Origin of the sequence: Cellulomonas sp. T2.31MG-18, assembly GCF_964266755.1 — a bacterium.
Classification (GTDB): Bacteria; Actinomycetota; Actinomycetes; order Actinomycetales; family Cellulomonadaceae; genus Cellulomonas.
On the sequence record NZ_CAXWGW010000003.1, the window covers coordinates 92,062 to 117,034 of the forward strand.

Consider the following 24,973-nt stretch of genomic DNA (forward strand, 5'->3'; position numbering starts at 1 on the left):
GCCGGGAGCGCAGGCGACGAGGCCGCGCCCGGTCGGAAGGGGACGTCCATGGGCGCAGGGTTCCCGCTCGCGGGACGGCGCGTGCTGGTCACCGGCGGAGCCAGCGGCATCGGGCGACGGCTGGTGCTGGGCGCCGCGCAACGGGGTGCCGACGTGGCGGTGTGGGACCTGGACGGTGCGGCGGCCGAGCGTGCGGCGGCCGACGTGCGCGGTCGGGGCGCCGTGGCGCACGCCTGGCAGGTCGACGTGACGGACCGCGCCGCCGTGCACGCCGCGGCGGCGGAGGTGACGGCCGCGATGGGCGGCGTCGACGTGCTGGTCAACGATGCCGGTGTGGTGTCGGGCAGACCGTTCCTCGAGCTGACCGAGGCCCAGGTGCGCCGGACGTTCGAGGTGAACACCCTGGCGCCCTACTGGGTGACGGGCGCGTTCCTGCCCGGGATGCTCGAGCGTGACATGGGTCGGCTGGTCACCGTGGCGAGCGCCGCCGGGCTGGTCGGTGTGCCGCGGCAGGCGGACTACGCGGCGAGCAAGCACGCCGCGGTCGGCTTCGACGAGTCGCTCCGGTTCGAGCTGCGCCGGGCGGGGTCGGCGGTGACCACCCTCGTGGTGTGCCCGTTCTACGTCGACACGGGCATGTTCGCCGGGGCGCGCACGCGCGTGCCCTGGCTGCTGCCGATCCTGCGCGAGGCGGACGTCGCCGGGCGGATCCTCGACGCCGTGGAGTCAGGCCGTGGCCGCCTCGCCCTGCCGGCCGTGGTGGCGGTGGTGCCGGCGCTGCGCCTGCTGCCGACGAGGGCGTTCGACGCCCTGATGGACCTGCTCGGCGTCACCGGTTCGATGGACGAGTTCACCGGCCGGCGCGCTCGCCGCTGACGACCGTCGCCCGGCGGGGTACCGGCCCGGCGGTCAGTCGTCAGCTCCCGCTCAGTGCAGCAGCTGGTGCCAGTTCTCCGGCACGCGGCCGGCCGGTCCGGGGGAGTCCTGCTCGACCGGCCGGTGCGCCGGCGGGGCGAGCTCGGGGCCCTCGGCGTAGCTCTCGGCGGCGTAGTCCCACCACCAGCTCTCCCCGGGCTCGAACGAGCGCATGTACCGGTGCCCCGTCGCCTGCCAGTGCGCCGTGGCGTGCTGGCCGGGGGAGCTGTCGCAGCAGCCGACGTGCCCGCACGCCGCGCACCGGCGGAGCTTGAGCCACCAGCCGCCCGTCGCGTCGCACTCCGCGCAGCCGGTGCCGCTGGGCGGCACGGTGGGGTCGACCAGCGGTGCGGGCTGCTCGCTCACGGGTTCTCCTCGGTGCTCAGGGGCCAGCGAACCAGCCGCGGGATGCCGGCCGGCGCGGCCGCCGCGAGCGCGATGAACCGCGCCTCGGCGCGGTGCAGGCGGATGTGCTCGTCGAGCGACCAGGTCGGGCCGTTGGTCAGGGTCATGCCGCACGCGCACGCGATGGTGACCGTGCCGTCGGAGGCGGTCTGCACCAGGCCGACAGTCGTGTGCTCGGTGGCGGCCTGCACCTTGGCCCGGCGCATCACCGCGCTGACCGCCTCGGTGGGCGGCTCCGGGTCCGCCGTGCCCGCACGGCGCCCGACATCCGTCGTCGTCACCGAAGAACAGTAACGGCGAGCGCGCGGCGCAGAGGTGCGCACCGTGCCGCGGACCGGTACAACGGGGACATGAGCGGCCGCGACCACGACCTGACCTCCGACCCGTCGGCGGAGCGCATCGCGGACCGGGTGCCCGACGAGGCCCAGCTCGCAGCCGCCGACGCGTTGACCGGTGGGGAACCGGGTCGGGCGCCGCGTTCGCTGCAGTCGGCCGAGCTGGAGCCGGACGACGAGGACCTCGCCGCCGGCGAGGAGTGGGACGACCCCGAGCTGCTGTAGGTACCCCGAGCTGCTGTAGGTCGGGCCGCGGAGGCGGCGGCGCGGTCAGCGTCGACCCTCCTGCTCGGCGGCGCGGTCGGCGGCCTGGTCGGCGGCCGCCGCTCCCGGGCGCTGGCGCTGGCGCGGCAGCACCCCGACGGCCTCGAGCCGCTGCGCGAGCGCGTGGCCGTCCGCGCCCCGGACCACCGGCACACCCTCGTGCTGGGCGTCCCGCTGAGCGCGACGGCCGCCGGGCGGCGCCGTCGGTTCGCCACTGGCCAGCAGGTGCTCGGCGGGGGTCAGCTCGCGCAGGGCGATCGCGCGCACGTGGGCCGGCAGGCGGCCGGCCGCGCCCGCGTACACCTGCGGGTCACGCTGGCCGTCGTCGCCGACCAGCACCCAGCGCACGTCGGGGAACTCGCGGAACAGCCGGCGCAGCTGGGCGACCTTGTGCGCCGGTCCGGAGCGGAACCAGCCGGTGTTGGTCGGTCCCCAGTCGGTGAGCAGCATGGTGCCCGCCGGGTAGCGGTGCCGGTGCAGGAAGCGGCCGATCGCCGGCGCAGCGTTCCAGGCGCCGGTGGACAGGTACACCACGGGTGCGCCGGGCTCCGTCGCGACCAGCCGCCGGTAGAGCTCCGCCATGCCCGGCACGGCCTCGCGGGCGTTCTCGTCGCGCACCAGGACGTTCCACGCGGCGACGAGCGGACGGGGCAGGTGCGTGACCATCACGGTGTCGTCGACGTCGCTGACCAGCCCGAGCCGTGCCGAGGGGTCGACCACCTGGACCGGAGCGACCGCCGTGACGCCGTCCTGGGTGCGCAACGTCACCTCGTGCCAGCCGGCCGGCAGGTCGCACGCCACCACCTGGTCCACGTAGCCGCCGCGATCGGTCTGCAGCCGGTGGACCTGGTCGCCGACCACCACCTCGATCGCCGCACCGGCCACCGGCACGCTGAGGTACGACCGCCAGCCCCGCACCGCCGGCTGGCGCGTCACCGGGACCGCACCGGCACCCGCGCCGGCCTGCACGGCACCGGTACCCGGCAGGTCCGCGTCGGGGACCACCGGTGCCGCCAGGAGCGTGCGGGCCATGATCCGCAGCCACCCGGGCGCGCCGTAACCGGGGTACGGCTCGATCCGGACCGTCCAGCCGCGGTACCGCAGCAGCCGCGCCAGCCGTCGGTCGAGCGCGTCCTCGAGCCTCGCGGCGACGTGGGGCCGGTGCGCGCCGGCCAGCGGGTGCTGGCTGCCCGCCCGGGCCTCGGGCCGAGCGGTCCGCAGGCCGTCGTCCGTGCCGGCCCGGGGGGCGCCGTCCCGCTCGGGGGCCGGTGCCCCGCGGGCGGGACGGTGGGCGCTCACCGCGATGCGGCCTTCTTCGCGCCCTGCTCGGCGGCGCCGGCCGAGGCCTGCTCGGTGCTGGTGCCCTCGGTGCTCAGCTCGCCGCCGGCGGACTCGAGGTGGGCCCGTACGAACCACTGGAACAGCTCCAGGTCGTGCAGGTGCCCCACCAGCAGGTCGTTGGTGACGGTGTCGAGCTCCTCCGTGTCGGCGGCAGCCTTGCGGTGGCCGCTGATCACGCCCTCGTACACCCGGTCGAGGGCGCCGAGGTGCTCGATCGCGCCGGCGCGTCCCAGGGAGTAGTCGTCCCAGCTGCGGCTCGCGACCAGCGCCCCCGGCGTGCCGACGGGGGAGACGCCCAGCGTGGCGATCCGCTCGGCCACCTCGTCGGCCTGGGCGCGCACGGCGTCGACCTGCGGGTCGAGCATCAGGTGCACGGAGATGAAGTGCGGGCCGACGACGTTCCAGTGGATGTGCTTGAGCGTCAGGTGCAGGTCCGTCAGGGAGTTCAGGCGGTCCTGCAGGATCGCGGCGACGGTCGCGCCGTCCTCCGGCGTCAGCGTGGGCACCGTGTAGTGCGGGAGCTGCTTGCGTGCCATGTCCGGCCTCCTCGAGCGTGGTGTGACGGACTGCCCGTCCGCCCCTCTCGACCCTGCCGCAGGGCGCGGGACGTCGCCATCGGAGGAGCGGTCAGGCGAACGGGTCGCCGTCGTCCCGCAGGCGGCGGACCACCTCGTCCATCGGCAGCTGCGTCAGACCGGGCCCGATCTCGTCTCACCAGCGCGGCGCCGCGACGGTGGGCGCCTCGCGGCCGCGCAGCGAGTACGGCGTGATCGTCGTCTTGGCCGGGTGGTTCTGGGACCAGTCGATCAGCACCTTGCCGGGTCGCAGCGACCGGCGCATCACGGCGACCACGAGGTTCGGGTGCTCGGCCGCCACCGCGCTGGCGAGGTCGCGTGCGTACGCCCGCACCTGCGTCGCGGGCCGGCGACCGGGCAGAGGTGCGTACAGCTGCATGCCCTTGCTGCCGGAGGTCACCGGGACGGTGCCGGTCAGCCCGTCGGCCGCGAGCCGCTCGGCGACCAGGTGCGCCACCGCCGCGCACTCGTCGAGCCCCGCCGGTGGTCCGGGGTCGAGGTCGACGACGAGGCGGTCCGGCGGTCGGACACCGCCCCGCGGCCCGACCCGCCACTGCGGGGTGTGCAGCTCCAGCGCACCGCCGTTGGCGGCCCAGACCAGGCCGGGCAGCCCGTCGAGGAAGGGCAGGTCCAGCCGGGTGCCCTCGTCGACCTCGCCCGGGGACGCCGGCAGCACGCGGTGCCGCAGCCACTCGGGCGCGCCGCGCGGCACGTTCTTCTCGACGAACCGCTCCGCACCGGTGCCTTCCGGCCACCGCATCCGGGTGACCGGGCGGTCGCGCAGCTGTGCGAGCAGGGCGGGCGCCACCTGCACCACGTAGTCGATCACCGCCGCCTTCGTGGTCCCGGTGGCGGGGTAGAGCACCTTGTCCAGGTGGGTGACGCGCACCGGCGTGCCGTCCACGTCCAGCACCTGGCCGTTCACTCCTGCTCCCACGGGTCCGGACCGGTGTCGGTGCGCACCCCGCGGACCACGGGCTGGCGCAGCCGGCCGCCGGGGGTGCGGGACAGGTACAGGGTGTCGACCACCACCAGCGGTTCGCACCAGTGGGTGCCGCGCGCGTCCGTCGCCGGCACGGGGTCGTCGAACGGCGAGGTCGCGCGAGCGTGCTCGGCCAGCGCACCCCGCACCGCCGTCGCCAGCGGACCGGCGAGCCCGCTGCCCGCCCGTCCGAGGTACCGCAGCGCGCCGTCGTCGTCGCGCGCCCCGAGCAGCACCGCTCCGAGCCTGCCGGTGCCGGCCGACTCCTCGCGCCACCCGCCGACGAGGGCCGTGCGGTTGCGCCGGTGCGGCAGCTTCACCCAGTCCCGGGAGCGCCGGCCCGGCTGGTACGTGGACGTCCGGAGCTTGGCGACGACCCCTTCGAGGCCGTGGTCACGGGTCACCTGCCAGAGCGTGTCGCCGTCGGGGTAGACGGGCGAGGGCTGCACCTGGTCGACGGGGGGCAGCAGGTCCAGCAGGGCCCGGCGCTCGTCGTACGTCAGACCGGTGACGTCGCGGCCCTGCCACGTCAGCACGTCGAACACCACGAACGTCACGGGTTGCGACCGGGCCAGCGCAGCCGCTCGTGCCGTGTCCCGCACGTGCATCCGCGCGGCGAGCGCGGCGAACGAGGGCACACCGCCCGCCATGGCGACGATCTCGCCGTCGACCACCGCGTCGGGCAGCACCGCGAGGCCTCCGAGCTCCGGGTACGCGGCCGTGACGTCGTTGCCGTTGCGGCTCCACAGCCGCAGCCGGCCCCCGGTGGTGTCGGCGAGCGCCCGGACGCCGTCCCACTTGATCTCGTAGGCCCAGTGCGGGCCGCGCGGCAGCTCGGCGAGGCCCGGCGCCGGGCTGGCGAGCATGGGCTGCAGCACGGGTCCATCCTGCCCGCCGCGCGTGCGACGTACCTGGTGACGGCGGTGCGGGGGCCTCAGCCGTCAGGGAGCAGGGCGCTCGCCTCGGCGTACCGGTCGAGCACGATCTCGACGAGACGCGGGTCCGGGGCGAGCGGGGCCGTCACGACGTCCGCACCCGCGGCCGACACCCGGTCGTGGAAGAAGCCGGGGGCGAGCAGGTAGGAGGCCGCCACGACGCGGGCCGCGCCCTCGCGGCGCGCCTGCTCGACGGCGTCGGCGACCCGGGGCAGCGAGGCGGAGCCGTACCCGACCGTCACCGGGCCGTCCTGCCAGGCGCGGCGCAGCGCCTCGACCGTCTGCTCGACCATGGCAGCCGCCAGGGGGTCGGAGGACCCGGCCGCGGCCAGCACGACCGCGTCCCCGGCACCGGCCCCTGCCTGGCGGAGGCGGTCGAGGAGGATCTGCACCAGGCGGTCGTCCGGCCCCAGGGTGCGCGAGGCGGCCGCACGCCGGCCCTCCACCGCCGCGGCGATGTCCACCCGCGCGTGGAAGCCGGTCGACATCAGCAGCGGGACCACCACGGCCGCGCCACCGGCGGTCGTCGCTGCGGCGACGACGTCGGCCACCTCGGGCTGCTGCACGTCGACGAACGCCTCGCGGACGTCGAGCCCGGGGCGGGCTGCACGGACTCCGTCGAGGATCGACCGGATCGCTGCCCGTCCCGCGACGCTGTCGGTGCCGTGGGAGCAGCCGACCAGGACCGGGCCGGCCGGTGTGGCGGAGCCGGCGATGGCCGTCACCTGTCCTCCTGCCCGTCGACCACGGCGAGGCGGTAGCCGCGCTTCACCACCGTGCGCACCAGCTCGCGGCTGCCGGCGGCCTGCCGCAGCCGGGCGATCGCCACCTCCGCGGCGTGCACGTCGGTGGACTCGCCGGGCAGCGACTGGAGCACCTGCGCCGGTGTGACGACGTCGCCGCCGGCGTCGGCGAGCAGCCGCAGCAGCTCGATGCCGGTCGGGGACAGGGGCAGGACGCGGCCGTCCAGCACGGCCGCCCGCCGCCGCATCTGCAGGCGACCGGCCGCCGTCTCGAGCGTCTGCACGCCGCCGTAGTGGTCCACGATCGTGCGCACCAGCGCGCCGAGCCGCCCGCGGGAGGGGATCAGCGGCTCGACACCGCGGTCGAGCAGCGGCCGCGCGGTGATCGGGCCGACGGCGGCGGCCACCAGGGCTCCGGCCTCGAACTGACCGCGCAGCGCGGCGTCCACCCCGGCGGCGTCGGCGGCGGCGAGCCACGCCGCGCACCCGGGTGCGGAGGTGAACACCACCGTGTCGAGCTCCCCGGCAGCCGCGGCGCGGACGGAGGCGTCGAGCGCTGCCGGGTCGGGCGGGGGGCCCCAGCGGTAGACGACCAGGCTCTGCACGTGGGCACCGGCGGCGGTGAACGCCTCGTCCAGACCGTCGGCACCGGAGCCGTGGTGCTGCACCGCCACCCGCAGCCCCGCGACGCCCTCGTCGAGCAGCACCTCGGCGATCTCCGCCGAGGTCTCCGACTCCGCCACCCAGTCCGCCTGGAGGCCGGCGGCCTGGATCGCGCCGCGCGCCTTGGGCCCGCGCGCGACGAGGCGGGCACGGCGCAGCGTCGCCAGCAGCGGCTCGGCCAGACCGATCGCGTCCGCGGCCTCGACCCAGGCGCGGAAGCCGATGCCGGTGGTCACCACGGCGATGTCCGGGGGTGCCGCGAGCAGCTCACGCGTCGCGGCGACGAGCAGCGCGTCGCTGTCGTTGGGCACCATGCTCAGCGCCGGGGCGTAGCGGACGGTCGCCCCGCGGCGCTGCAAGGCGCCGCCCAGCTCACCCGCCCGCCGGTCGGCGGTGACCAGCATCGTGCACCCGGCCAGGGTCGGGTCGAGGTGGTCGGTCACGCGCCCAGTGTCTCGTCGGAGCCGGGTTCGCGGCGAACGGCCGCGTGGCGCGCACCTCCGGCGTCGAGCAGACCGGGTGCGGCGACGGCGCCCACGACGATGACGGCCGGCGCGCGCACCCCGACGGCCTGCGCCCGCCCGGCGATCGCGTCGAGCCGGTCCCGCGTCACCCGCTGCCGCGCCGTGGTGCCCTCCTCGACGATCGCCACCGGCGTGCCGGGGTCGACGCCGGCGGCCAGGGCCGTCGCGACCAGCTCGGCCAGCACCGACACGCCCATCAGCACCACCAGGGTGGCCGAGCGCTCGCGCAGCACGGTCAGCGCAGCCTCGTCGAGACCCGCGTGGCCGTTCACCACGTGGAAGGCCGCCGTCGTCCCGCGGTGGGTCACCGGGATGCCCGCCGCGGCCGGTGTCGCCAGGGCGCTGCTGACGCCCGGCACCACCTCGACCGGCACGCCGGCCTGGCGGCACGCCAGCACCTCCTCGCCGCCGCGGCCGAACACGAACGGGTCGCCACCCTTGAGCCGCACCACCGTCCGGCCGCGCTGCGCCTGCTCGACCAGGATCCGGTTGATCTCGTGCTGCGGCACGGCGTGATGACCGGGGGTCTTGCCGACGTCGATCACCTCGACGTCCGGGGCGAGCTCGTCCAGCACCGGCGTGGGTCCGAGCCGGTCCGCGACCACCACGTCCGCCTCGGCGAGCGCCTGCCGGCCGCGCAGGGTCAGCAGGTCCACCGCACCAGGTCCGCCACCGACGAGCACCACCCGCCCCGTGCCGGTCGGCCGTCGGCGCCGCCGCAGGTCTGCCGCGCCCGTGCGCAGGTGGGCGGCGACGGCGTCGCGCACCGCGGCCGTCCGACCCGGGTCGGGGGACCCGGTCGAAACCACTCCGACCAGCACGTCACCGCTGGCGGTCAGCGTGGGGGTGCGCGCCGAGCCGCGGCCCGCGTCGCCGGCGTTCACGCACCAGATGCGGCGCGCTGCCGCCCAACCGGCGACCTCGGCGTCGGCGAGCGGGCTACCTGTCGCTGTGTGCACCAGCCACATCCCGTCGAGGTCGTGCTCGCGGACCTCCCGCGCCTCCCAGCGGACGTCGTCCAGGAGCGCGACGAGGTCCTCGCACACCGCCGGTGCCACCACGGTGATGCGCGCGCCCTCGTCCCGCAGGTGCGCGAGGCGGCGTGCGGCCACCGGGCCGCCGCCGACCACCAGCACGGGACGGTCGGTCAGGTCGATGCCGAGCAGGGTGGTCACGGCGCCTCCGTCGCGTCGAGGGTGGCGGGCGTGGCGAGGGGCGCGACGAGGGCGTCCACCAGCGCGCCGGCCGTGCCGACAAGCACCACGTCGCCCTCCACCCGCACCGGCCAGGTGCGCAGGTGCTGCGGTTCCTTGCCCACCGGGTCGAGGCACGCGCCGGTGCGCAGGTCGAACACCTGCTTGTACATCGGCGAGGCGACGGTGACGGCTCCGGCCCGCGAGCCGACGATGCCGCGGGACATCACGTGCGCACCGCTGTACGGGTCCAGCTGCTGCACCGCCAGCACCTCGCGGTCGCCCACCCGGAACAGGGCCACCTGCTGCCCCTCGACGAGGGCCGCGGCACCGCGCTCGGGCACCAGGTCGGTCAGCTGGCACACCACCGTCCAGCCGGGCTGGGGGCGGCTCATGACCGCACCGCAAGCGTGGTGCCGGCGATCAGCACGGCGGGATCCGCCCGTTCGTCGGGTGTCGCGGGGCGCGGCTGGCCGCGCTCGGCGACGTACGCCAGCGAGGGGTCGGCCGTCGTCGGCGCGTTGACGAACGAGGCGAACCGACGCAGCTTCTCCGGGTCGTCGAGCGTCGCCCTCCACTCGTCCTCGTAGACCTCGACGTGCCGCGCCATCGCCTCGTCCAGGTCGGCCGCGATGCCCAGGCTGTCCTCGAGCACCACCGACCGCACACCGTCCAGCCCGCCGTCGACCTCGTCGATCCACGGCGCCGTGCGCTGCAGGCGGTCGGCGGTGCGGATGTAGTACATGAGGAACCGGTCCACGGTGCGCACCAGGGTGTCGGTGTCCAGGTCCTCGGCCAGCAGCCGGGCGTGCCGGGGCGTGAACCCGCCGTTGCCGCCCACGTAGAGGTTCCAGCCGCGATCGGTGGCCACGACGCCGACGTCCTTCGCGCGGGCCTCGGCGCACTCGCGGGCGCAGCCGGAGACGCCGAGCTTGAGCTTGTGCGGCGAGCGCAGCCCGCGGTACCGCAGCTCGAGCAGCACCGCGAGGGAGACGGCGTCCTGCACGCCGTAGCGGCACCACGTGGACCCGACGCACGACTTCACCGTGCGCACCGACTTGCCGTAGGCGTGCCCGGACTCGAAGCCCGCGTCGACCAGCCGCCGCCAGATCTGCGGCAGCTGCTCGAGCCGGGCGCCGAACAGGTCGATCCGCTGCCCGCCGGTGATCTTGGTGTACAGCCCGTAGTCCTTGGCCACCTGCCCGATCACCAGCAGGCCCTCGGGGGTGACCTCGCCGCCCGGGATCCGCGGCACCACCGAGTACGAGCCGTCCTTCTGCAGGTTGGCCATCACGTGGTCGTTGGTGTCCTGCAGGGCGGCCCGCTCGTCGTCCAGCACGTGGCCGTCGTCCAGCGACGCGAGGATCGAGGCGACCACCGGCTTGCAGATGTCGCAGCCGCGCCCGGCGACGGCAGTGCCGTGCCGCTGCATGATCTCGCTGAACGTGCGCAGGCCGGTCACGCGCACCGCGTCGAACAGCTGTGCGCGGGACAGCGCCATGTGCTCGCACAGGCCGTTGCTCACGGCGACGCCGGCCTTGGTCAGCTGCTCGCCGACCAGCCGCTTGACCAGCGGCACGCACGACCCGCAGCTGGTGCCGGCGCGGGTGCAGGCCTTGACCCCGGCGACGTCCGTGCAGCCGTGCTCGGTGACCGCGGCGCGCACCGTGCCGGCGGACACGTTGTTGCACGAGCAGACCGTGGCGTCGTCCGGCAGGTCGCCGCCGACGGGCGCCGAACCGCCCGCGGGCAGCAGGTACGCGGAGGCGTCGGCGCCGAGCGGGCGGCCGACCATCGGGCGCAGGCTCGCGTAGGCGGACGCGTCGCCCACCAGCACGCCGCCGAGGAGGGTGCGCGCGTCGTCGGACACGACGAGCTTCTTGTAGACGCCGGTCGCGGGGTCGGAGTGCACCACCTCCAGCGCCCCGGGCGTCCTGGCGAACGCGTCACCGAAGCTCGCGACGTCCACGCCGGACAGCTTGAGCTTGGTCGCCGTGTCGGCTCCGGGGAACACGGCCGACCCGCCCAGCAGCCGGTCGACCACCACCTCGGCCATCGCGTACCCGGGGGCGACCAGGCCGATGCAGGCGCCGTCGATGCACGCGACCTCGCCGACGGCCGAGACGTGCGGGTCCTGCGTGCGGCACGCCTGATCGACCACCACGCCCCCGCGGGCCCCGACGGGAAGGCCGGCTGCGCGTCCCAGCTCGTCCCGCGGCGTCACGCCGGTGGCCAGCACGACCACGTCCACGTCGAGCCGACCGCCGTCGGCGAACTCCAGGCGGCCGGCGTTGCCCCGCTCGTCGGGCCGGATGCGGGAGGTCGCGGTGTCCACCCGCACCTCCACGCCGAGCGCCTCGATCAACCGGCGCAGGACCTGCCCGCCGCCCAGGTCGATCTGCGCGGACATCAGGTGCGTCCCGAACTGGACGACGGTGGTCCGCGCCCCCAGCGCCTGCAGCGCGCCGGCAGCCTCCAGGCCCAGCAGGCCGCCGCCGATGACGGCCCCCCGTACGGGTCGCCCGCGCCGGGCGGCCTCCTGCTCGACCCAGCCACGCAGGGCGGCCACGTCGTCGAGCGTGCGGTAGACGAACACACCGGGCAGGTCCGCACCGGGGATCGCCGGCACGGCGGCCCGTGACCCGGTCGCCAGCACCAGGTGGTCGTAGCGCAGCGCGCGGCCGTCGTCGGTCCGCACCGTGCGGGCGTCCCGGTCGACCTCCGTCACGGTGGTGCCGCGCAGCAGCGTCACCAGCGGGTCGGCCCACAGCTGCGGTGCGCCGAGGGCGAGGCTCTCCGGGTCGCGTCCGGAGAAGTAGGACGTCAGCGCCACCCGGTCGTACGGCGCTCGCGGCTCCTCGGCGAGCACGGTGACCTGCCAGGTGCGGTCCTCGTCACGGGCACGCACCGCCTCGACGAGGCGCTGGGCGACCATGCCGCCACCGACCACGACGAGCTGGCTGGGGATGCGGGACATGTGCACCTCGGTCCGTCTCCGGGCGGCCCGGGCGGGGCCGCTGTGGGCTGCGACCGTACGAACGGCATGTTTCGCCGGGCGTGCCGACCTCGTTTCGCGTGTGGAACCTTTCGCGCACACCGCCCCGGCGCCCGCTGTGAGGCAGGCCGCACCTCCGCCGGACGCTGCCGGCACGCCTCCGACCGGTGGCGCGAGTTCTCACGGCGGCGCCGACGCGACCGTGCGTTCTTCTTTCCGCGGAGGTAACAGCCCGGCCACCGCGCCGGAAACACGGCGTTCCTAGCGTCCACGGCACCGAGCGGGCCCCGACGACGCAGGAGACGACATGACGACGCCCGAGACCCTCGCAGCACCCGACCACCTGACCGCCACCGAGGTCCCGACGCGGGACGCGGCCCCGACGTCCCGCGGTCGCTGGATCGACCGGTGGGATCCGGAGGACCCGGAGTTCTGGCGGTCGACCGGCCGGCGCATCGCCCGGCGCAACCTGGTCCCGTCGATCTTCGCCGAGTTCCTCGGCTTCTCCGTGTGGGCCTCGTGGAGCATCGTGGTGCCGCAGCTGGCGGCTGCCGGCTTCCACCTGACGGTCGACCAGCAGTTCTGGCTGATCGCGCTGCCGAGCCTGGTCGGCGCCACGCTGCGGATCCCGTACACCTTCGCGGTGCCCCTGTTCGGCGGCCGCAACTGGACCGTGGTCTCCGCGCTCCTGCTCCTGCTGCCGGCCACCGCGCTGGCGTTCGTCGTGCAGCGGCCCGGCACCTCCTTCGGCACGCTGCTGCTGGTCGCGGCGCTCGCCGGTCTCGGCGGTGGGAACTTCGCCTCCTCGATGTCCAACATCTCCTTCTTCTACCCGGAGGCGGAGAAGGGCAGGGCGCTCGGCCTCAACGCTGCCGGCGGCAACCTGGGCACGGCGGCGGTCCAGCTCGCCGTCCCGCTGGTGGTCGTCACCGGTGCCGGCCTGCGCCTGGAACGAGCGGGCCTGATGTTCGTCCCCCTGGTGCTGCTCGCGGCGTTCGCGGCCTGGCGGTCGATGGACAACCTGACGTCGGCCAAGGGCGCGCCGCGGACGGTCGGGGCGGCCGTGCGCAACCGGCACACGTGGATCATCTCGGCGCTGTACATCGGCACGTTCGGGTCGTTCATCGGGTACGCCGGCGTGTTCCCGACGCTGCTGCAGTCCTCGTTCCCGCACGTCACCGCCAACGTCGCGTTCCTCGGGGCCCTGGTCGGCTCGGTGGCGCGGCCGTGGGGCGGGATGCTCGCGGACCGCTGGGGCGGTGCGCGCACCACGATCGGCTCGTTCGCCGTGATGGCGGTCGCCACGACCACGGCCGTCGTCGCGCTGCGCACCACGGACTTCGCGCTCTTCCTCGGCTCCTTCCTGGTGCTGTTCGTCGCCAGCGGCGCCGGGAACGGCGCGACGTACCGGATGATCCCGGCCGTGTTCCGGTTCGGCGCGACCACGCCGGACGAGACGGCCGTCGCCCGCAAGGCCGCAGCGGGCTGCATCGGCATCGCCGGGGCGGTCGGCGCGTTCGGCGGCTTCCTGATCCCGCGCGGCTTCGCCCTGTCGCACACGCTCGCCGGCAGCCTCGAGCCGGCGCTGTGGACGTTCGTGGCGGTGTACGCGCTGCTCGGCGTCACCACCTGGGCGGTCTACCGCCGCCGGGGCGCCGCACTGAGCTCGGCCGTGATCTGAGTGAGCGGCAGCCCGCCCACGTCGACCGCCAGCGACGCGACGGCCACCCCGGCGACCGCCACCCTGCCGACAGCCGTGCGCGGATCGTCGGTCGACACGCACTGCCCGTACTGCGCGCTGCAGTGCGCCATGACGCTGACCCCCGCGACCGACGTCACGGCACCACCGGTCACGGTCGCCGGCCGCCCGTTCCCGACCAGCCGTGGCGGCCTGTGCCAGAAGGGCTGGACCAGTGCCGAGGTGCTCCGGGCACCGGACCGGCTCACCTCGCCGCTGCTGCGAGGCGCGGACGGGAAGCAGCACCCGGTGACGTGGGACCAGGCGCTCGACCACGTCGCCGACCGTGTGCGCGCCCTGCAGGACGCGCACGGCCGGGACGCCGTCGCGGTGTTCGGCGGGGGAGGGCTGACCAACGAGAAGGCCTACCTGCTGGGCAAGTTCGCCCGCGTGGTGCTGCGCACCCCGTATATCGACTACAACGGCCGGTTCTGCATGGCGAGCGCGGCTGCGGGCGCCAACCGTGCCCTCGGCGTCGACCGGGGGCTCCCCTTCCCGCTGAGCGACGTCGGCGAGGCGCAGGCGGTGCTGCTGCTCGGCAGCAACCTGGCCGAGACGATGCCGCCCGCCACGGCGCACCTGGCGGCGGCCCGGGCCGCCGGCGGCCTCGTCGTGGTGGACCCGCGGCACACCGCCACGGCGGCGTTGACCGACGGCGGGCAGGGCGTGCACCTGCAACCGGTACCGGGGACCGACCTCGTGGTGCTGCTCGCGCTGCTGCACGTGCTGTGGGCCGAGGGGCTGGTGGACGCCGGCTACCTGGAGCAGCGGGTGACGGGGGCGGACGAGGTGCGCCGCAGCGTGGCGCTGTGGTGGCCGGAACGGGCGGAGCAGGTGTGCGGCGTGCCAGCGGTCGACCTGCGGCGGACCGCACGGCTGCTCGCCGCGGCCGCACCGGTGCACGGGGGACGTGGCCTCGTCGTCCTCACCGGACGGGGTGTGGAGCAGAGCACGCAGGGCACCGCGACCGTGACCGCGGCGATCAACCTCGCGCTCGCGCTCGGCCTGCCCGGTCGTCCGAGCAGCGGCTACGGCGCCGTCACCGGTCAGGGCAACGGCCAGGGTGGTCGCGAGCACGGTCAGAAGGCGGACCAGCTGCCCGGCTACCGACGGATCGACGACCCCGCGGCACGTGCGCACGTCGCGGCGGTCTGGGGTGTCGACGCCGACGAGCTGCCCGGGCCCGGGGTGCCGGCGGTCGAGCTGCTGCGCCGGTGCGGGCGCCCCGGCGGTCCGCGCGTGCTGTTGGTGCACGGCAGCAACCTGCTGGTCAGCGCACCGGACGCGGACCGTGTGCGCGAGCGGCTGCAGGCGCTGGACCTGCTGGTCGTGTGCGACGTCGTGCCCTCGGAGACGGCGCTGCTGGCCGACGTGGTGCTGCCCGTGACCCAGTGGGCGGAGGAGGAGGGCACCACGACGTCGCTGGAGGGCCGGGTGCTGCGTCGCCGGCGCGCCCTCGAGGCGCCGGACGGGGTGCGCTCCGAGCTCGAGGTGCTGCACCAGCTGGCGGCCCGCCTCGGCGTGCCCGACGGCTTCCCGACCGACCCGGCCCAGGTGTTCGACGAGCTCGCGCGGGCCAGCGCCGGGGGCGTCGCCGACTACAGCGGCCTCAGCCACGCCCGCCTGGACGCCGACGCCGACGCGCTGCACTGGCCCTGCCCGGCCGGTCCGCAGGGGACGCCGGCGCACCCCGGTACCCCGCGGTTGTTCTCCGACGGGTTCCCCACGGCGGACGGTCGCGCTCGCATGGTCGCGGTGGACCACCACGGTCCGGCCGACGACCTGCGCGCCGACGCACCGGTCTACCTCGTGACCGGTCGGGTGCTGCAGCACTACCAGTCGGGCGCCCAGACGCACCGGGTCCCCGCGCTGGAGGCCGCTCAGCCGGAGCCGTACGTGGAGCTGCACCCGCTGCTGGCGCACCGGATCGGTGTCGACGACGGCGACCTCGTCGAGGTGAGCTCGGCACGGGGCACCGCCCTGCTGACCGCCCACGTCACCCCACGCACCCGCCCGGAGGTGGTGTTCGTGCCGTTCCACTGGTCCGGGCAGGGCAGCGCCAACCGGCTGACGGTCGACGCGACCGACCCGGTCTCGGGCATGCCGGAGTTCAAGGTCTGCGCCGTCGACGTGCGCCCCGCGCCCGTCCGCGACGGCGTCGCGGCCGTCGTCGCCGTGCCGGCAGGGGCCCGCTGATGCGGGTGGTCGTCGTGGGCTACGGCATGGTCGGGTCCCGGCTGGTCGAGGAGCTCGTCCGTCGGTGCCCGGACGCCGACGTGACCGTGCTCGGTGCCGAGCCGCACCAGCCGTACAACAGGGTGCTGCTCGGCGAGCTGGTCGCCGGGCGGGTGGACGAGGAGTCCCTCGCCCTGCCCGCAGCCGATGGAGGCGTCGCCGTGCGCCGCGGGGTCGCCGCGGTCGCGATCGACCGTGCTGCACGGACGGTGACCTGCGACGACGGCGCCGTGCTGCCGTACGACGCCATGGTGCTGGCCACCGGCGCACGTGCCCGGGTCCCGGAGCTGGCCGGGCTGCAGCCGTCCCCGCTCGGCGTGCACCCGCTGCGCACCCTCGCGGACGCGCGCAGCGTCGCCGATGCCGTCACCACCTCTGCGCGGGCCGTCGTCCTGGGCGGGGGAGTGCTCGGCCTCGAGGTCGCGTGCGCGCTGACCGAGCGCGGCATGGACGCGGCTGTGGTGCATGCGGGACCGCACCTGATGGACCGGCAGCTCGATGCGGCCGCCTCCGAGGCGCTCGAGCACGGGCTGCGCCGGCTGGGGATCGCCGTCCGCACGGGCCGGCCCCCCGCCGCGGTGCTCGTGCGGGGCGGCCGGGTGCGTGGTCTTCGGTTCCCCGACGGCGACGAGCTCCCCGCCGACCTGCTCGTGCTCGCCACCGGCACCGTGCCGGAGGTCGGCCTCGCGGCGGCTGCAGGGCTCGCCGTCGGGCGCGGCATCGTCGTCGACGGCGACGGCGCCACGTCGGACCCGCACGTGTACGCGGTCGGCGACTGCGCGCAGCCGGCGGAGGGCTCGTCCGGTCTGGTCGCACAGGGGTGGGAGCAGGCGCGGCGCCTCGCGGAGGTGCTGGCACGGGGGACTGCAGCGGTGCCACGGCCCCGGACGGTCGACGCGGGCGCGGCGACCGACGTCGTCCGTCTCAAGGCGCACGGGCTCGAGGTGGTCACCATGGGCCTGACGGGCGCCGCGACCACGGCCGGCAAGCACCGCTCCGTCCGCCTCAGCGACCCGAGCACCGGCCGGCACGTCGAGGTCGTGGTCGCCGGGGGAGCGGTGGTCGGCGCCACGTGCGTCGGCGCCGGGCCCGTCGCGGCGGACCTGACCGCCGCGTACACCCGTCGCACCCCCGTCCCCGCGGACCCGGCGCACCTGCTGCTGCGACCGGTGCGGGGGGCCGGTCCGGAGCCGGAGCCGTCCGTCACCCTGATGCCCGACCGCGCCACCGTCTGCCGCTGCAACGGCGTCACCAAGGGTGAGCTGGTCCGTGCCTGGGGCGACGGGGCTCGCACCCCGGCGGACGTCGCGCGCGCCACGCGCGCCACCACGGGTTGCGGCGGCTGCACCGATGCGGTGTGCGGCCTGCTCGACTGGCTGGCGGGCGCCGAGGGTGACCGGCTCCCCGCCGGCGTCGGTGCGCTGGCCGAGGCAGCGGGGTGAGGCGAACCTTGCCTGTCCGTGGCATCCTGCAGGAACGGGCCCCGCGCCACGCGGCCGCTCGTCCCTGCCCGGGGTCACGGGGCTGTCGGCGAGACGAGGGCGAGGCGGCGACGTGCGAGCGATCTGGAAGGGCGCGGTGGCCTTCGGCCTTGTCAACGTGCCCGTTCGGCTGTACGCGGCCACCGGCGAGCACGAGGTGGCGCTGCACCAGGTGCACCGGGAGGACGGCGGCCGCATCCGGTACAAGAAGGTCTGCAGCGTCGACGGGGAGACCGTCGAGTGGTCGGACATCGCCAAGGGCTACGAGACCGACGACGGCAAGCTGGTGGTGCTCGAGGACGAGGACTTCGCCGCCCTGCCGCTGACCACCTCGCGCGAGATCGAGGTGCTGGAGTTCGTCCCCGCGGAGCAGGTGGACCCGATCCTGCTCGGCAAGACGTACTACCTCGAGCCGGAGAAGACGGCCGTCAAGCCCTACGCGCTGCTGCGCGGCGCGCTGGAGCAGGCCGACCGCATGGCCGTCGTGACGGTGGCGCTGCGGCAGCGCGAGTCGATGGCGGTGCTGCGGGTGCGCGGCGACGTCATCTGCATGCAGACGCTGCTGTGGCCCGACGAGGTGCGCGAGGCGGACTTCCCGATCCTGGAGACCGACGTCCAGGTCAAGCCGCAGGAGCTCGCGATGGCCTCCACGCTCGTCGACTCCCTGGCGGCCGACTTCGACCCGTCGCAGTACCACGACCGGTACGGCGCCGCCCTGCACGACCTGATCGAGGAGAAGATCGCCAGCGGCGAGACGCGCGTCCCGCCCGCCCCGCCGGCTGCCGAGGGCACCGAGGGCGGCGAGGTGGTCGACCTGCTCGCCGCGCTGCAGCGCAGCGTCGAGAAGGCGCGCGAGGGCTCGGCGCCCGCATCCGCGGCGCGACGGACGCGCACCACGAAGGCCACCGACGAGAAGGACGAGAAGACGGACGCGAAGGCTGAGGACAAGCCGCCGGCCCGCCGCACCCGCCGCAAGGCCTCGTGACCGGACGTACGGCGCAGCAAGGGCGCGACGAGGCCGTCGCAGCGCTGCGACGCATCGCCTTCCTGCTCGAACGCGACCAGGCCAGCGCCTACCGCTCGGAGGCGTTCCGCGCCGCCGCCGGGAGCGTCGAGCGCACCCCGCCGGACCAGGTGCTGGCCCTCGCCGCCGCGGGCTCGCTCGACGACCTCCCCGGCGTCGGGGCCCGGACGGCGGAGGTGGTCACCCAGGTGCTGCGTGGTGCCCGCGTCGAGTACCTCGACCGGCTCGAGGCCGAGCTGGCCTCCAGCCCCGCACCCGTGGGCCCGGCCGCCGAGCTCCGCGCTGCGCTGCGGGGTGACCTGCACGCCCACTCGCACGCCAGCGACGGCACCACGTCCATCCAGGAGATGGTGCTGGCGGCGACGTCGCTCGGGCACGAGTACCTCGCCATCACGGACCACTCACCGCGCCTCACGGTGGCCAACGGCCTGTCCCCGGCGAGGTTGACGGCCCAGCTCGAGGAGATCGAGGCGCTGAACGGCGCCGTCGCACAGTTCAGCGTCCTCACCGGCATCGAGGTCGACATCCTCGAGGACGGCACCCTGGACCAGGAGCCGGCGCTGCTGCAGCGGCTGGACGTCGTCGTGGCCTCGGTGCACTCCAAGCTGCGGATGGACCGTGCCGCGATGACGCGCCGGATGCTGGCGGCCGTCGCGGACCCCCACACCGACGTGCTGGGCCACTGCACCGGCCGCCGCCTGACGGGCGGACGCCCGCGGCCACCGAGCGAGTTCGACGCCCACGCCGTGTTCGACGCGTGCGCCGAGCACGGCGTCGCGGTCGAGATCAACTGCCGTCCGGACCGCCTCGACCCGCCGCACGAGCTGCTGCAGATCGCCGTCGACGCCGGCTGCGTGTTCACCATCGACACCGACTCGCACGCGCCCGGTCAGCTCGACTGGCTGATCGCGGGCTGCGAACGGGCCGTGCAGCACGGCATCGGCCCCGACCGGGTGATCACCACCCTGCCGGTCGACCAGCTGGTGCACCGACCCCGCTAGACTGCTGGGAATCACTCTCAACAGGAGCGCGCCGATGGCCGAGCCGCAACGGCACACCAAGCAGCGGACCGAGATCCTCGACCTGCTGCACGACGTCGAGGAGTTCCGCAGCGCCCAGCAGCTGCACGACCTGCTGCGCCACCGCGGCTCCGGGGTCGGCCTCGCCACCGTCTACCGCACGGTGCAGGCGCTCGCGGACTCCGGCGAGGTCGACACCATGCGCACCGCCGAGGGGGAGTCGGTCTACCGCCGTTGCGCCGAGCGCAGCCACCACCACCACCTCGTCTGCCGCAGCTGCGGCCGGACCGTGGAGATCGACGGGCCGGCAGCGGAGAGCTGGGCCGAGCAGGTCGGTGCGGCGCACGGCTTCACCGACGTGGACCACGTCATCGAGCTGACCGGGACCTGCAGCTCCTGCCGGGCGGCCGCGGCGGACGCCGGGCGCTGAGCCCGTCCCTCAGCGCGGTGGCTGCGGCGGTGGCGCGCCGCGTCCCATCAGCCGTGGGACGGTCCACCAGCAGGCGGCCAGCAGCACCGCCACCACGGCGGCGGCGACCCACCCCGCAGGCCGTGAGACGACGATGTCGAACAGCAGCAGCGGCACCCCCGTCAGCACGGCGGCGAGCACGCACAGCCCGGCGAGCGCGAACACGCTGGCCGCCTTGACCAGCTCCCGCTTCATCCGCCGCCGGAACAGCAGCCGGTGCAGACTGACCGGCGTGACGATCAGCACGGTCGCCAGCACCGCGAGCGCGACCAGCACCAGGTAGACGCTGCGCTGGTAGTGGTCCAGCTGGGCGAACCGCTGCTGGAACGGCACCGTCAGCAGGAAGCCGACCAGGATCTGCGCACCGGTCTGGGTGACGCGCAGCTCCTGCATCAGCTCGTCCCAGTTGCGGTCCATGCGCTCCGCCTCGGTCTCGTGCCGGGTGGCGTCGTGCGGGTCGTCCCGGCCCGCGCCGCCGGACGGCTGCTGCCGGCCGGCCTGCTGCGGCGTCTGCGGTTCGGGCGTCCCCGGCGCTGTCACGGGCGGCCTCCTCGGACGGGATGGACGGGCGTTCGGCCCGATCATCACGCAGGTCGTGCGCGCCCGCTCGGGCTACCTGCCGACCCCGCACCGCCGGACCTCGCCGCACGGACGTGTCGCACGCGTGCGCGAGACTGGTGGTCGTGACTGCACTCCACGACCCGTCCCACCACGACTTCGGCTCGGACAACTACGCCGGCGCGCACCCCGAGGTGCTCGCTGCCATCGCCGAGGCCGCAGGCGGGCACGTCCCCGCGTACGGGGCCGACCCGTACACCGCACGGCTGGGTGCTGTGCTGTCGGAGCAGCTGGGGGCCGACGTCGACGTGTACCCGGTGCTCAACGGCACCGGTGCCAACGTGATCTCGCTCCAGTCGATGCTGCCGCGCTGGGGCGCGGTGATCTGCACCGCGACGGCGCACGTCAACACCGACGAGAACGCCGCCCCGGAGCGCGTGGCCGGCCTGAAGCTGCTGCCGGTCGAGACCCCTGACGGCAAGCTGGCCCCCGAGCTCGTCGCCACCCAGCTCGGCGGCCGGGGCGAGGCGCACCGCGCCCAGCCCGGGGTGGTGTCCATCACCCAGTCCACGGAGCTCGGCACCGTCTACACGCCCGCGGAGATCCGCGCGATCACCGACCACGCCCACAGCCAGGGCCTTCGCGTGCACCTCGACGGCTCCCGCCTGTCGAACGCCGCGGCGTTCCTCGACGTGCCGCTGCGTGCGCTGACCACCGACGTCGGCGTGGACGTGGTCTCCCTCGGCGGGACCAAGAACGGTGCCGTGCTCGGCGAGGCGATCGTGGTGCTCGACAGGTCGGCGGTCGAGGGCATCGACTACCTGCGCAAGATCGACCTGCAGCTCGCCTCGAAGATGCGCTTCGTCTCCGCGCAGCTGCTCGCGCTGTACGAGGGCGACCTCTGGCTGCGCTCGGCGCGGCACGCCAACGCGATGGCGGCCCGGCTGCGCGTCGGCCTGGAGCAGGTCCCGGGCATCGAGCCGACGCAGCCGACGCAGAGCAACGCGGTGTTCGTCCGCATGCCCGCGGCGATGGCGGCCGACCTGCGGCAGACGTACCACTTCTACGACTGGGCGGCGGAGACGGGGGAGGTGCGCCTGATGTGCGCCTTCGACACCGACCCCGCGGACGTGGACGCCCTGGTCGCCGCGGCGCTCGAGTCGGCCCTGGTCCGGGCCTGACGCACGCGGCCGAGGGCCTCGGCAGGCTCCTGCGGCTCAGCCAGGCTGGTACGACGAGGGCCCCGCCGGCAGCAGCCGCGGGGCCCTCGTCGTGGTGCTCCGGGCGCCGTCCGTCGTCCGACGGTGACGCCCGCGCCGTCAGTGCCGGGCGGCGTGCACGTGCCCGGCGGGACGGCTCGGACCGTGCGGGGCCCGCGGTCCGCTGTCGCGCGGTCCGCTGTCCAGCCGGATGCGCAGCGGCCGTCCGGCCACCCGCGTCCGGCTCAGCCGCTCCACCACCTCGGGGGTGAGGCCGGCCGGGATGTCCACGAGCGAGAACGACCCGAAGATGTCGATCTTGCCGAGGTCCTTGCCGGTCAGCCCGCCCTCGTTCGTCAGGGCCCCGACCAGGGCGTTCGGCTGCACGCCGTCGCGGTGGCCGACGGCGACGCGGTAGCGGGTGCCGCCGTCGGCGCGACGGGTGTCCGTGCGCCGGCGACCCCCGTCGGACGTGTGCTGCGAACCGTGCCGCTCGGGCGCGTCGGTCAGCCGCGCGCGGCTGAGCGCGTCGTCGAGGTCGTCACCGAGCTCGGGGCGCGGCGCCGGCCCCTCGTCGCCGACCGCGAGCGCGGCCACCACGGCCAGCAGCTGCACCAGGTCGGTGCCCGGCCGCTCGGCGACATGGGCCGCGATGGCCTCCTGGTACGCCTCGAGCCGGCCGAGCGTCGCCCGCTCGTCGGCGCGAGCCAGCAGGCTGGTCACCCGGTGCGCGGACACCTGCGCCGGCGTCGGGATCTGGATCTGCTCGAGCTGCACGCGGGTGGTGCGCTCGATCTGGCGGAGCTTGCCCTGCTCGGCGGGTGTGACGAAGGTGAGCGCCTCGCCTGCGCGGCCGGCCCGCCCGGTCCGCCCGATGCGGTGCACGTAGGCCTCCGGCTCGCGGGGCACGTCGAAGTTCACCACGAGGCCGATGCGGTCCACGTCGAGCCCGCGGGCGGCGACGTCGGTGGCCACCAGCACGTCGAGCGCCCCCGAGCGCAGCCGGTCGACGATCTTCTCCCGCTCGGCCTGCGCCACGTCGCCGGAGATGTACGCGGCGGAGACGCCGCGCTCCACCAGTGCCGAGCCCACCTGCTCGGCGGCCTCACGGGTGCGGACGAAGACGATGCTCGCGTCCGCGTCGGACACCGCGAGCACCCGGGCCAGCGCGCCCGTCTTGTGCCGGAACGGCACCACGGCGTACGTCTGGCGGACCGTCGTGACGGTCGACGACTGCCGGGACACGGTGACCTGCGCCGGGTCGACCAGGTGCTGCTCGGCGACCCGACGGATCGCCGGCGGCATCGTGGCGGAGAACAGGGCCATCTGGCGGCGCTCCGGCGCGGAGCTGAGCACGCGGTCGACGTCCTCGGCGAAGCCCATGCGCAGCATCTCGTCGGCCTCGTCGAGCACCAGGAAGCGCAGCTCGTCCAGCACCAGCGTCCGCCGCTCCAGGTGGTCCAGGACGCGGCCGGGCGTGCCGACCACCACCTGGGCGCCGCGCGCGAGCGCGCGCTGCTGCGGCAGGTACGGCGCACCGCCGTACACGGCCACCACCGAGACGCCCGGCAGGTGCTGGGCGAACGACTCGATCGCCTCGGCCACCTGCAGCGCGAGCTCGCGGGTCGGGGTCAGCACGACGGCCTGGACGGCCCGCAGCTCCGGGTCGATCGCGGCGAGCAGCGGGAGGCCGAAGGCCGCCGTCTTGCCGGTGCCCGTCTGGGCGACGCCGACGAGGTCGCGGCCGGCCAGCAGGGCGGGGATCGTCGCGGCCTGGACGGCCGACGGGGTGGCGAAGCCCAGGTCCGCGACCGCGCGGCGCAGCGGCGCGGGGAGGTCGAGGTCGTCGAACGTCGACGTCGCGACAGCTGGCACCGGCGTGGCCGGCGCCTCGGCGGGCTCGGACCCGGAGGCGGGCATGGTGGTAGCGGGCAGAGTGGTGCTCATGGCGTGGGGAACCGATCGATCGAGGGTGAGTCCTGAACCAGGCGTACGACGCCCGGCCGGTCACTTCCCCGACACACCTGGCCGCCATCGGCGGCTGCACGACACGAGGGCGGCCCGCGAGGTCCTGCGGGACGCGCCCGGGGGGACGCGACGAACTCTGAACCAGGTCATCCTACCTGTCGCAGGCCGGAGCGCCGCGAGACGCGTCGGGTGACATGCACCACGGCCGCGCTCAGCGGCGCGGCAGCCCCAGCCGGCGCCCCTCGATGGCAGGGCAGCGGTCCATCACCACGTCGAGCCCGGCTGCCAGCGCCCGTGCGGCCGCGGCCTCGTCCACCACACCGAGCTGCAACCAGACGGCTCCGGCACCGACCTCGATCGCGTGGTCGACCACCGGTCCCGCGTGGGAGCTGTTGACGAACACGTCCACGACGTCGACGGGCGGCGGTACGTCGAGCACCGTCGCGACCCCCGCGGCCCCGTGCACGGTCGGCGCGCTGGGGTGCACCGGCACGATCTCCTGACCCAGCTCCTGCAGGTAGGAGGCCACGGAGTACGCGGCACGGGCGGTGTTGGTCGACAGCCCGACGACGGCCCAGCGACCAGGTGTCGTGAGCAGCCGGTGGATCACCGCGGGGTCGTTCAGCTCGGGCACGGCACCAGCGTCGCACGAGGTCGGGACCCGTGCCGTCGCGCGGAGCGGCGCGGGTCCGTCCGCAGGTCGCGGCACCTACGATGGGGGCGCCCCCGAGGGGCGTGAGCGGCGCCGAGCCCGCCCGACGTCGGCCGGGGCGCATCGGCCGCCGCGTGGGGGCGGTCCGGGGAGCCGGTGGGGAGCGGGGTGGCGGTGAGCGGGACCGACGACGTGAGCACCCGGGTGCTCACGGTGCCGAACCTGATCAGCTTCGCGCGGCTGCTGCTGGTGCCGGTGTTCGCGGTGCTCCTCGTCCGGCGCCAGGACCTGTGGGCCTTCGCGGTGCTGGCGGTCTCCGGGGCGAGCGACTGGCTCGACGGGGTGCTCGCGCGGCGGCTGGGGCAGGTGAGCCGGCTCGGGCAGCTGCTCGACCCGGCCGCCGACCGGCTGTTCATCCTCGTCACCATCGTGGCGCTCGCCTGGCGCGGCGTCGTGCCGTGGTGGCTGGTCGTCGCGCTCGTCGCCCGTGACGTCGTGCTCGCGCTGATGCTGCTGGTCCTCGCCCGCGTGGGAGAGCCGCCGCTCCCGGTGCACCTGGCGGGGAAGGCCGGGACGTTCGCGCTGCTCTACGCGTTCCCGCTGCTGCTGCTGGCGACCTGGCAGGGCGCGCTGGGCACGGTGGCGACCATCCTCGGCTGGGCCTTCGCCCTGTGGGGTGTCGGCCTGTACTGGTTCTCGGGCGTGCTGTACCTGGAGCAGGCGCGCCGGGTGCTGCGGGTCCGGACCCGGGCGGCGTGAT

At 75.4% G+C, this 24,973-nt stretch carries 24 protein-coding genes; 10 read left to right on the forward strand and 14 right to left on the reverse strand.

Translation table 11 applies throughout. The annotated features are described in order from the left end of the window. Positions 1 to 48 precede the first annotated feature (48 nt). Entirely contained in the window at positions 49 to 876 is an 828-nt protein-coding gene (locus tag ACFQTY_RS12555) for an SDR family oxidoreductase (RefSeq protein ID WP_378100897.1), read from the forward strand. 51 nt (positions 877 to 927) lie between these two features. On the opposite strand, the gene ACFQTY_RS12560 is transcribed toward ACFQTY_RS12555, so the two are convergent. Together ACFQTY_RS12560 and ACFQTY_RS12565 are read right to left on the reverse strand one after the other, a co-directional pair. Continuing rightward, on the reverse strand, positions 928 to 1,281 hold the full coding sequence (locus tag ACFQTY_RS12560) for a UBP-type zinc finger domain-containing protein (RefSeq protein ID WP_378100899.1): 354 nt from the start codon (positions 1,279 to 1,281) through the stop codon (positions 928 to 930). Beyond that, positions 1,278 to 1,601, reverse strand: coding sequence for a hypothetical protein (locus ACFQTY_RS12565; protein WP_378100901.1), 324 nt, complete (start codon positions 1,599 to 1,601; stop codon positions 1,278 to 1,280). The genes ACFQTY_RS12560 and ACFQTY_RS12565 overlap by 4 nt, the downstream gene beginning before the upstream one ends. Positions 1,602 to 1,670: 69 nt before the next feature. Here ACFQTY_RS12565 and ACFQTY_RS12570 point away from each other — a divergent pair, with 69 nt between their 5' ends. Continuing rightward, complete coding sequence (locus ACFQTY_RS12570) at positions 1,671 to 1,880, forward strand: hypothetical protein (RefSeq protein ID WP_263730875.1); 210 nt, start codon at positions 1,671 to 1,673, stop codon at positions 1,878 to 1,880. A gap of 45 nt (positions 1,881 to 1,925) precedes the next feature. Here the strand turns inward: ACFQTY_RS12570 and ACFQTY_RS12575 are convergent, their stop codons facing one another. The 9 genes from ACFQTY_RS12575 to nirB form a co-directional block, all read right to left on the reverse strand. Continuing rightward, the gene (locus ACFQTY_RS12575) at positions 1,926 to 3,218 is read right to left on the reverse strand and encodes an App1 family protein (protein WP_378100903.1); all 1,293 of its coding nucleotides are present in this window, start codon (positions 3,216 to 3,218) and stop codon (positions 1,926 to 1,928) included. After that, positions 3,215 to 3,796, reverse strand: coding sequence for a Dps family protein (locus ACFQTY_RS12580; protein ID WP_378100905.1), 582 nt, complete (start codon positions 3,794 to 3,796; stop codon positions 3,215 to 3,217). The genes ACFQTY_RS12575 and ACFQTY_RS12580 overlap by 4 nt, the downstream gene beginning before the upstream one ends. A 175-nt stretch (positions 3,797 to 3,971) precedes the next feature. Further along, positions 3,972 to 4,772 (reverse strand): non-homologous end-joining DNA ligase, encoded by an 801-nt coding sequence (gene ligD, locus ACFQTY_RS12585; RefSeq protein WP_378100907.1) that lies wholly within the window; start codon positions 4,770 to 4,772, stop codon positions 3,972 to 3,974. Continuing rightward, positions 4,757 to 5,695 carry a non-homologous end-joining DNA ligase gene (ligD, locus tag ACFQTY_RS12590; RefSeq protein ID WP_378100910.1) on the reverse strand — a complete coding sequence of 313 codons (939 nt, stop codon included), beginning with the start codon at positions 5,693 to 5,695 and terminating at the stop codon, positions 4,757 to 4,759. The genes ligD (ACFQTY_RS12585) and ligD (ACFQTY_RS12590) overlap by 16 nt, the downstream gene beginning before the upstream one ends. A 56-nt stretch (positions 5,696 to 5,751) precedes the next feature. Next, on the reverse strand, positions 5,752 to 6,477 hold the full coding sequence (locus tag ACFQTY_RS12595) for a sirohydrochlorin chelatase (protein ID WP_378100912.1): 726 nt from the start codon (positions 6,475 to 6,477) through the stop codon (positions 5,752 to 5,754). Beyond that, positions 6,474 to 7,601, reverse strand: a complete 1,128-nt coding sequence (locus ACFQTY_RS12600) for a uroporphyrinogen-III synthase (protein WP_378100914.1) — start codon at positions 7,599 to 7,601, stop codon at positions 6,474 to 6,476. The genes ACFQTY_RS12595 and ACFQTY_RS12600 overlap by 4 nt, the downstream gene beginning before the upstream one ends. After that, positions 7,598 to 8,857, reverse strand: coding sequence for a uroporphyrinogen-III C-methyltransferase (gene cobA / locus ACFQTY_RS12605; RefSeq protein ID WP_378100916.1), 1,260 nt, complete (start codon positions 8,855 to 8,857; stop codon positions 7,598 to 7,600). Before cobA ends, ACFQTY_RS12600 begins: the two co-directional genes overlap by 4 nt. Then, positions 8,854 to 9,270, reverse strand: coding sequence for a nitrite reductase small subunit NirD (gene nirD / locus ACFQTY_RS12610; RefSeq protein WP_378100918.1), 417 nt, complete (start codon positions 9,268 to 9,270; stop codon positions 8,854 to 8,856). Before nirD ends, cobA begins: the two co-directional genes overlap by 4 nt. After that, a complete protein-coding gene (gene nirB, locus ACFQTY_RS12615; RefSeq protein WP_378100920.1) occupies positions 9,267 to 11,852 on the reverse strand; it encodes a nitrite reductase large subunit NirB in 2,586 nt (861 codons plus the stop codon). The genes nirD and nirB overlap by 4 nt, the downstream gene beginning before the upstream one ends. A 325-nt stretch (positions 11,853 to 12,177) precedes the next feature. Between nirB and ACFQTY_RS12620 the strand changes: the two genes are divergently transcribed. The 6 genes from ACFQTY_RS12620 (at position 12,178) to ACFQTY_RS12645 (ending at position 19,797) form a co-directional block, all read left to right on the forward strand. After that, a complete protein-coding gene (locus ACFQTY_RS12620) occupies positions 12,178 to 13,551 on the forward strand; it encodes an MFS transporter (RefSeq protein ID WP_378100922.1) in 1,374 nt (457 codons plus the stop codon). A gap of 75 nt (positions 13,552 to 13,626) precedes the next feature. Continuing rightward, on the forward strand, positions 13,627 to 15,804 hold the full coding sequence (locus ACFQTY_RS12625) for a molybdopterin oxidoreductase family protein (RefSeq protein ID WP_378101787.1): 2,178 nt from the start codon (positions 13,627 to 13,629) through the stop codon (positions 15,802 to 15,804). Then, positions 15,804 to 17,285: an FAD-dependent oxidoreductase gene (locus ACFQTY_RS12630; protein WP_378100925.1), complete on the forward strand. Its 1,482-nt coding sequence runs from the start codon at positions 15,804 to 15,806 to the stop codon at positions 17,283 to 17,285. The genes ACFQTY_RS12625 and ACFQTY_RS12630 overlap by 1 nt, the downstream gene beginning before the upstream one ends. Before the next feature lie 112 nt (positions 17,286 to 17,397). Next, positions 17,398 to 18,309, forward strand: coding sequence for a Ku protein (locus ACFQTY_RS12635; protein ID WP_378100927.1), 912 nt, complete (start codon positions 17,398 to 17,400; stop codon positions 18,307 to 18,309). Then, positions 18,306 to 19,349 carry a PHP domain-containing protein gene (locus tag ACFQTY_RS12640; protein WP_378100929.1) on the forward strand — a complete coding sequence of 348 codons (1,044 nt, stop codon included), beginning with the start codon at positions 18,306 to 18,308 and terminating at the stop codon, positions 19,347 to 19,349. Before ACFQTY_RS12635 ends, ACFQTY_RS12640 begins: the two co-directional genes overlap by 4 nt. A 34-nt stretch (positions 19,350 to 19,383) precedes the next feature. After that, on the forward strand, positions 19,384 to 19,797 hold the full coding sequence (locus ACFQTY_RS12645; RefSeq protein ID WP_337972841.1) for a Fur family transcriptional regulator: 414 nt from the start codon (positions 19,384 to 19,386) through the stop codon (positions 19,795 to 19,797). Between the two features lie 9 nt (positions 19,798 to 19,806). Here the strand turns inward: ACFQTY_RS12645 and ACFQTY_RS12650 are convergent, their stop codons facing one another. Then, the gene (locus ACFQTY_RS12650; RefSeq protein ID WP_378100932.1) at positions 19,807 to 20,376 is read right to left on the reverse strand and encodes a DUF6328 family protein; all 570 of its coding nucleotides are present in this window, start codon (positions 20,374 to 20,376) and stop codon (positions 19,807 to 19,809) included. Between the two features lie 143 nt (positions 20,377 to 20,519). Here ACFQTY_RS12650 and ACFQTY_RS12655 point away from each other — a divergent pair, with 143 nt between their 5' ends. Then, positions 20,520 to 21,575, forward strand: a complete 1,056-nt coding sequence (locus ACFQTY_RS12655) for a threonine aldolase family protein (RefSeq protein ID WP_378100934.1) — start codon at positions 20,520 to 20,522, stop codon at positions 21,573 to 21,575. A 138-nt stretch (positions 21,576 to 21,713) separates the two neighbouring features. Here ACFQTY_RS12655 and ACFQTY_RS12660 read toward each other — a convergent pair whose 3' ends face one another. Next, positions 21,714 to 23,540 carry a DEAD/DEAH box helicase gene (locus ACFQTY_RS12660; protein ID WP_378100936.1) on the reverse strand — a complete coding sequence of 609 codons (1,827 nt, stop codon included), beginning with the start codon at positions 23,538 to 23,540 and terminating at the stop codon, positions 21,714 to 21,716. 232 nt (positions 23,541 to 23,772) lie between these two features. Continuing rightward, positions 23,773 to 24,195, reverse strand: coding sequence for a CoA-binding protein (locus tag ACFQTY_RS12665; protein WP_291762879.1), 423 nt, complete (start codon positions 24,193 to 24,195; stop codon positions 23,773 to 23,775). A 192-nt stretch (positions 24,196 to 24,387) separates the two neighbouring features. Here ACFQTY_RS12665 and ACFQTY_RS12670 point away from each other — a divergent pair, with 192 nt between their 5' ends. Then, a complete protein-coding gene (locus tag ACFQTY_RS12670) occupies positions 24,388 to 24,972 on the forward strand; it encodes a CDP-alcohol phosphatidyltransferase family protein (RefSeq protein WP_378100938.1) in 585 nt (194 codons plus the stop codon). Position 24,973: the final 1 nt, after the last annotated feature.

Excerpts from the sequence above, each read along its gene's own strand:
- ACFQTY_RS12555 (WP_378100897.1), top strand. The coding sequence starts at position 49 with ATGGGCGCAGGGTTCCCGCTCGCGGGACGGCGCGTGCTGGTCACCGGC.
- ACFQTY_RS12660 (WP_378100936.1), bottom strand. The coding sequence starts at position 23,540 with ATGAGCACCACTCTGCCCGCTACCACCATGCCCGCCTCCGGGTCCGAG.
- ACFQTY_RS12620 (WP_378100922.1), top strand. The coding sequence starts at position 12,178 with ATGACGACGCCCGAGACCCTCGCAGCACCCGACCACCTGACCGCCACC.
- ACFQTY_RS12580 (WP_378100905.1), bottom strand. The coding sequence starts at position 3,796 with ATGGCACGCAAGCAGCTCCCGCACTACACGGTGCCCACGCTGACGCCG.
- nirB (WP_378100920.1), bottom strand. The coding sequence starts at position 11,852 with ATGTCCCGCATCCCCAGCCAGCTCGTCGTGGTCGGTGGCGGCATGGTC.
- ACFQTY_RS12645 (WP_337972841.1), top strand. The coding sequence starts at position 19,384 with ATGGCCGAGCCGCAACGGCACACCAAGCAGCGGACCGAGATCCTCGAC.
- ACFQTY_RS12570 (WP_263730875.1), top strand. The coding sequence starts at position 1,671 with ATGAGCGGCCGCGACCACGACCTGACCTCCGACCCGTCGGCGGAGCGC.
- nirD (WP_378100918.1), bottom strand. The coding sequence starts at position 9,270 with ATGAGCCGCCCCCAGCCCGGCTGGACGGTGGTGTGCCAGCTGACCGAC.
- ACFQTY_RS12630 (WP_378100925.1), top strand. The coding sequence starts at position 15,804 with ATGCGGGTGGTCGTCGTGGGCTACGGCATGGTCGGGTCCCGGCTGGTC.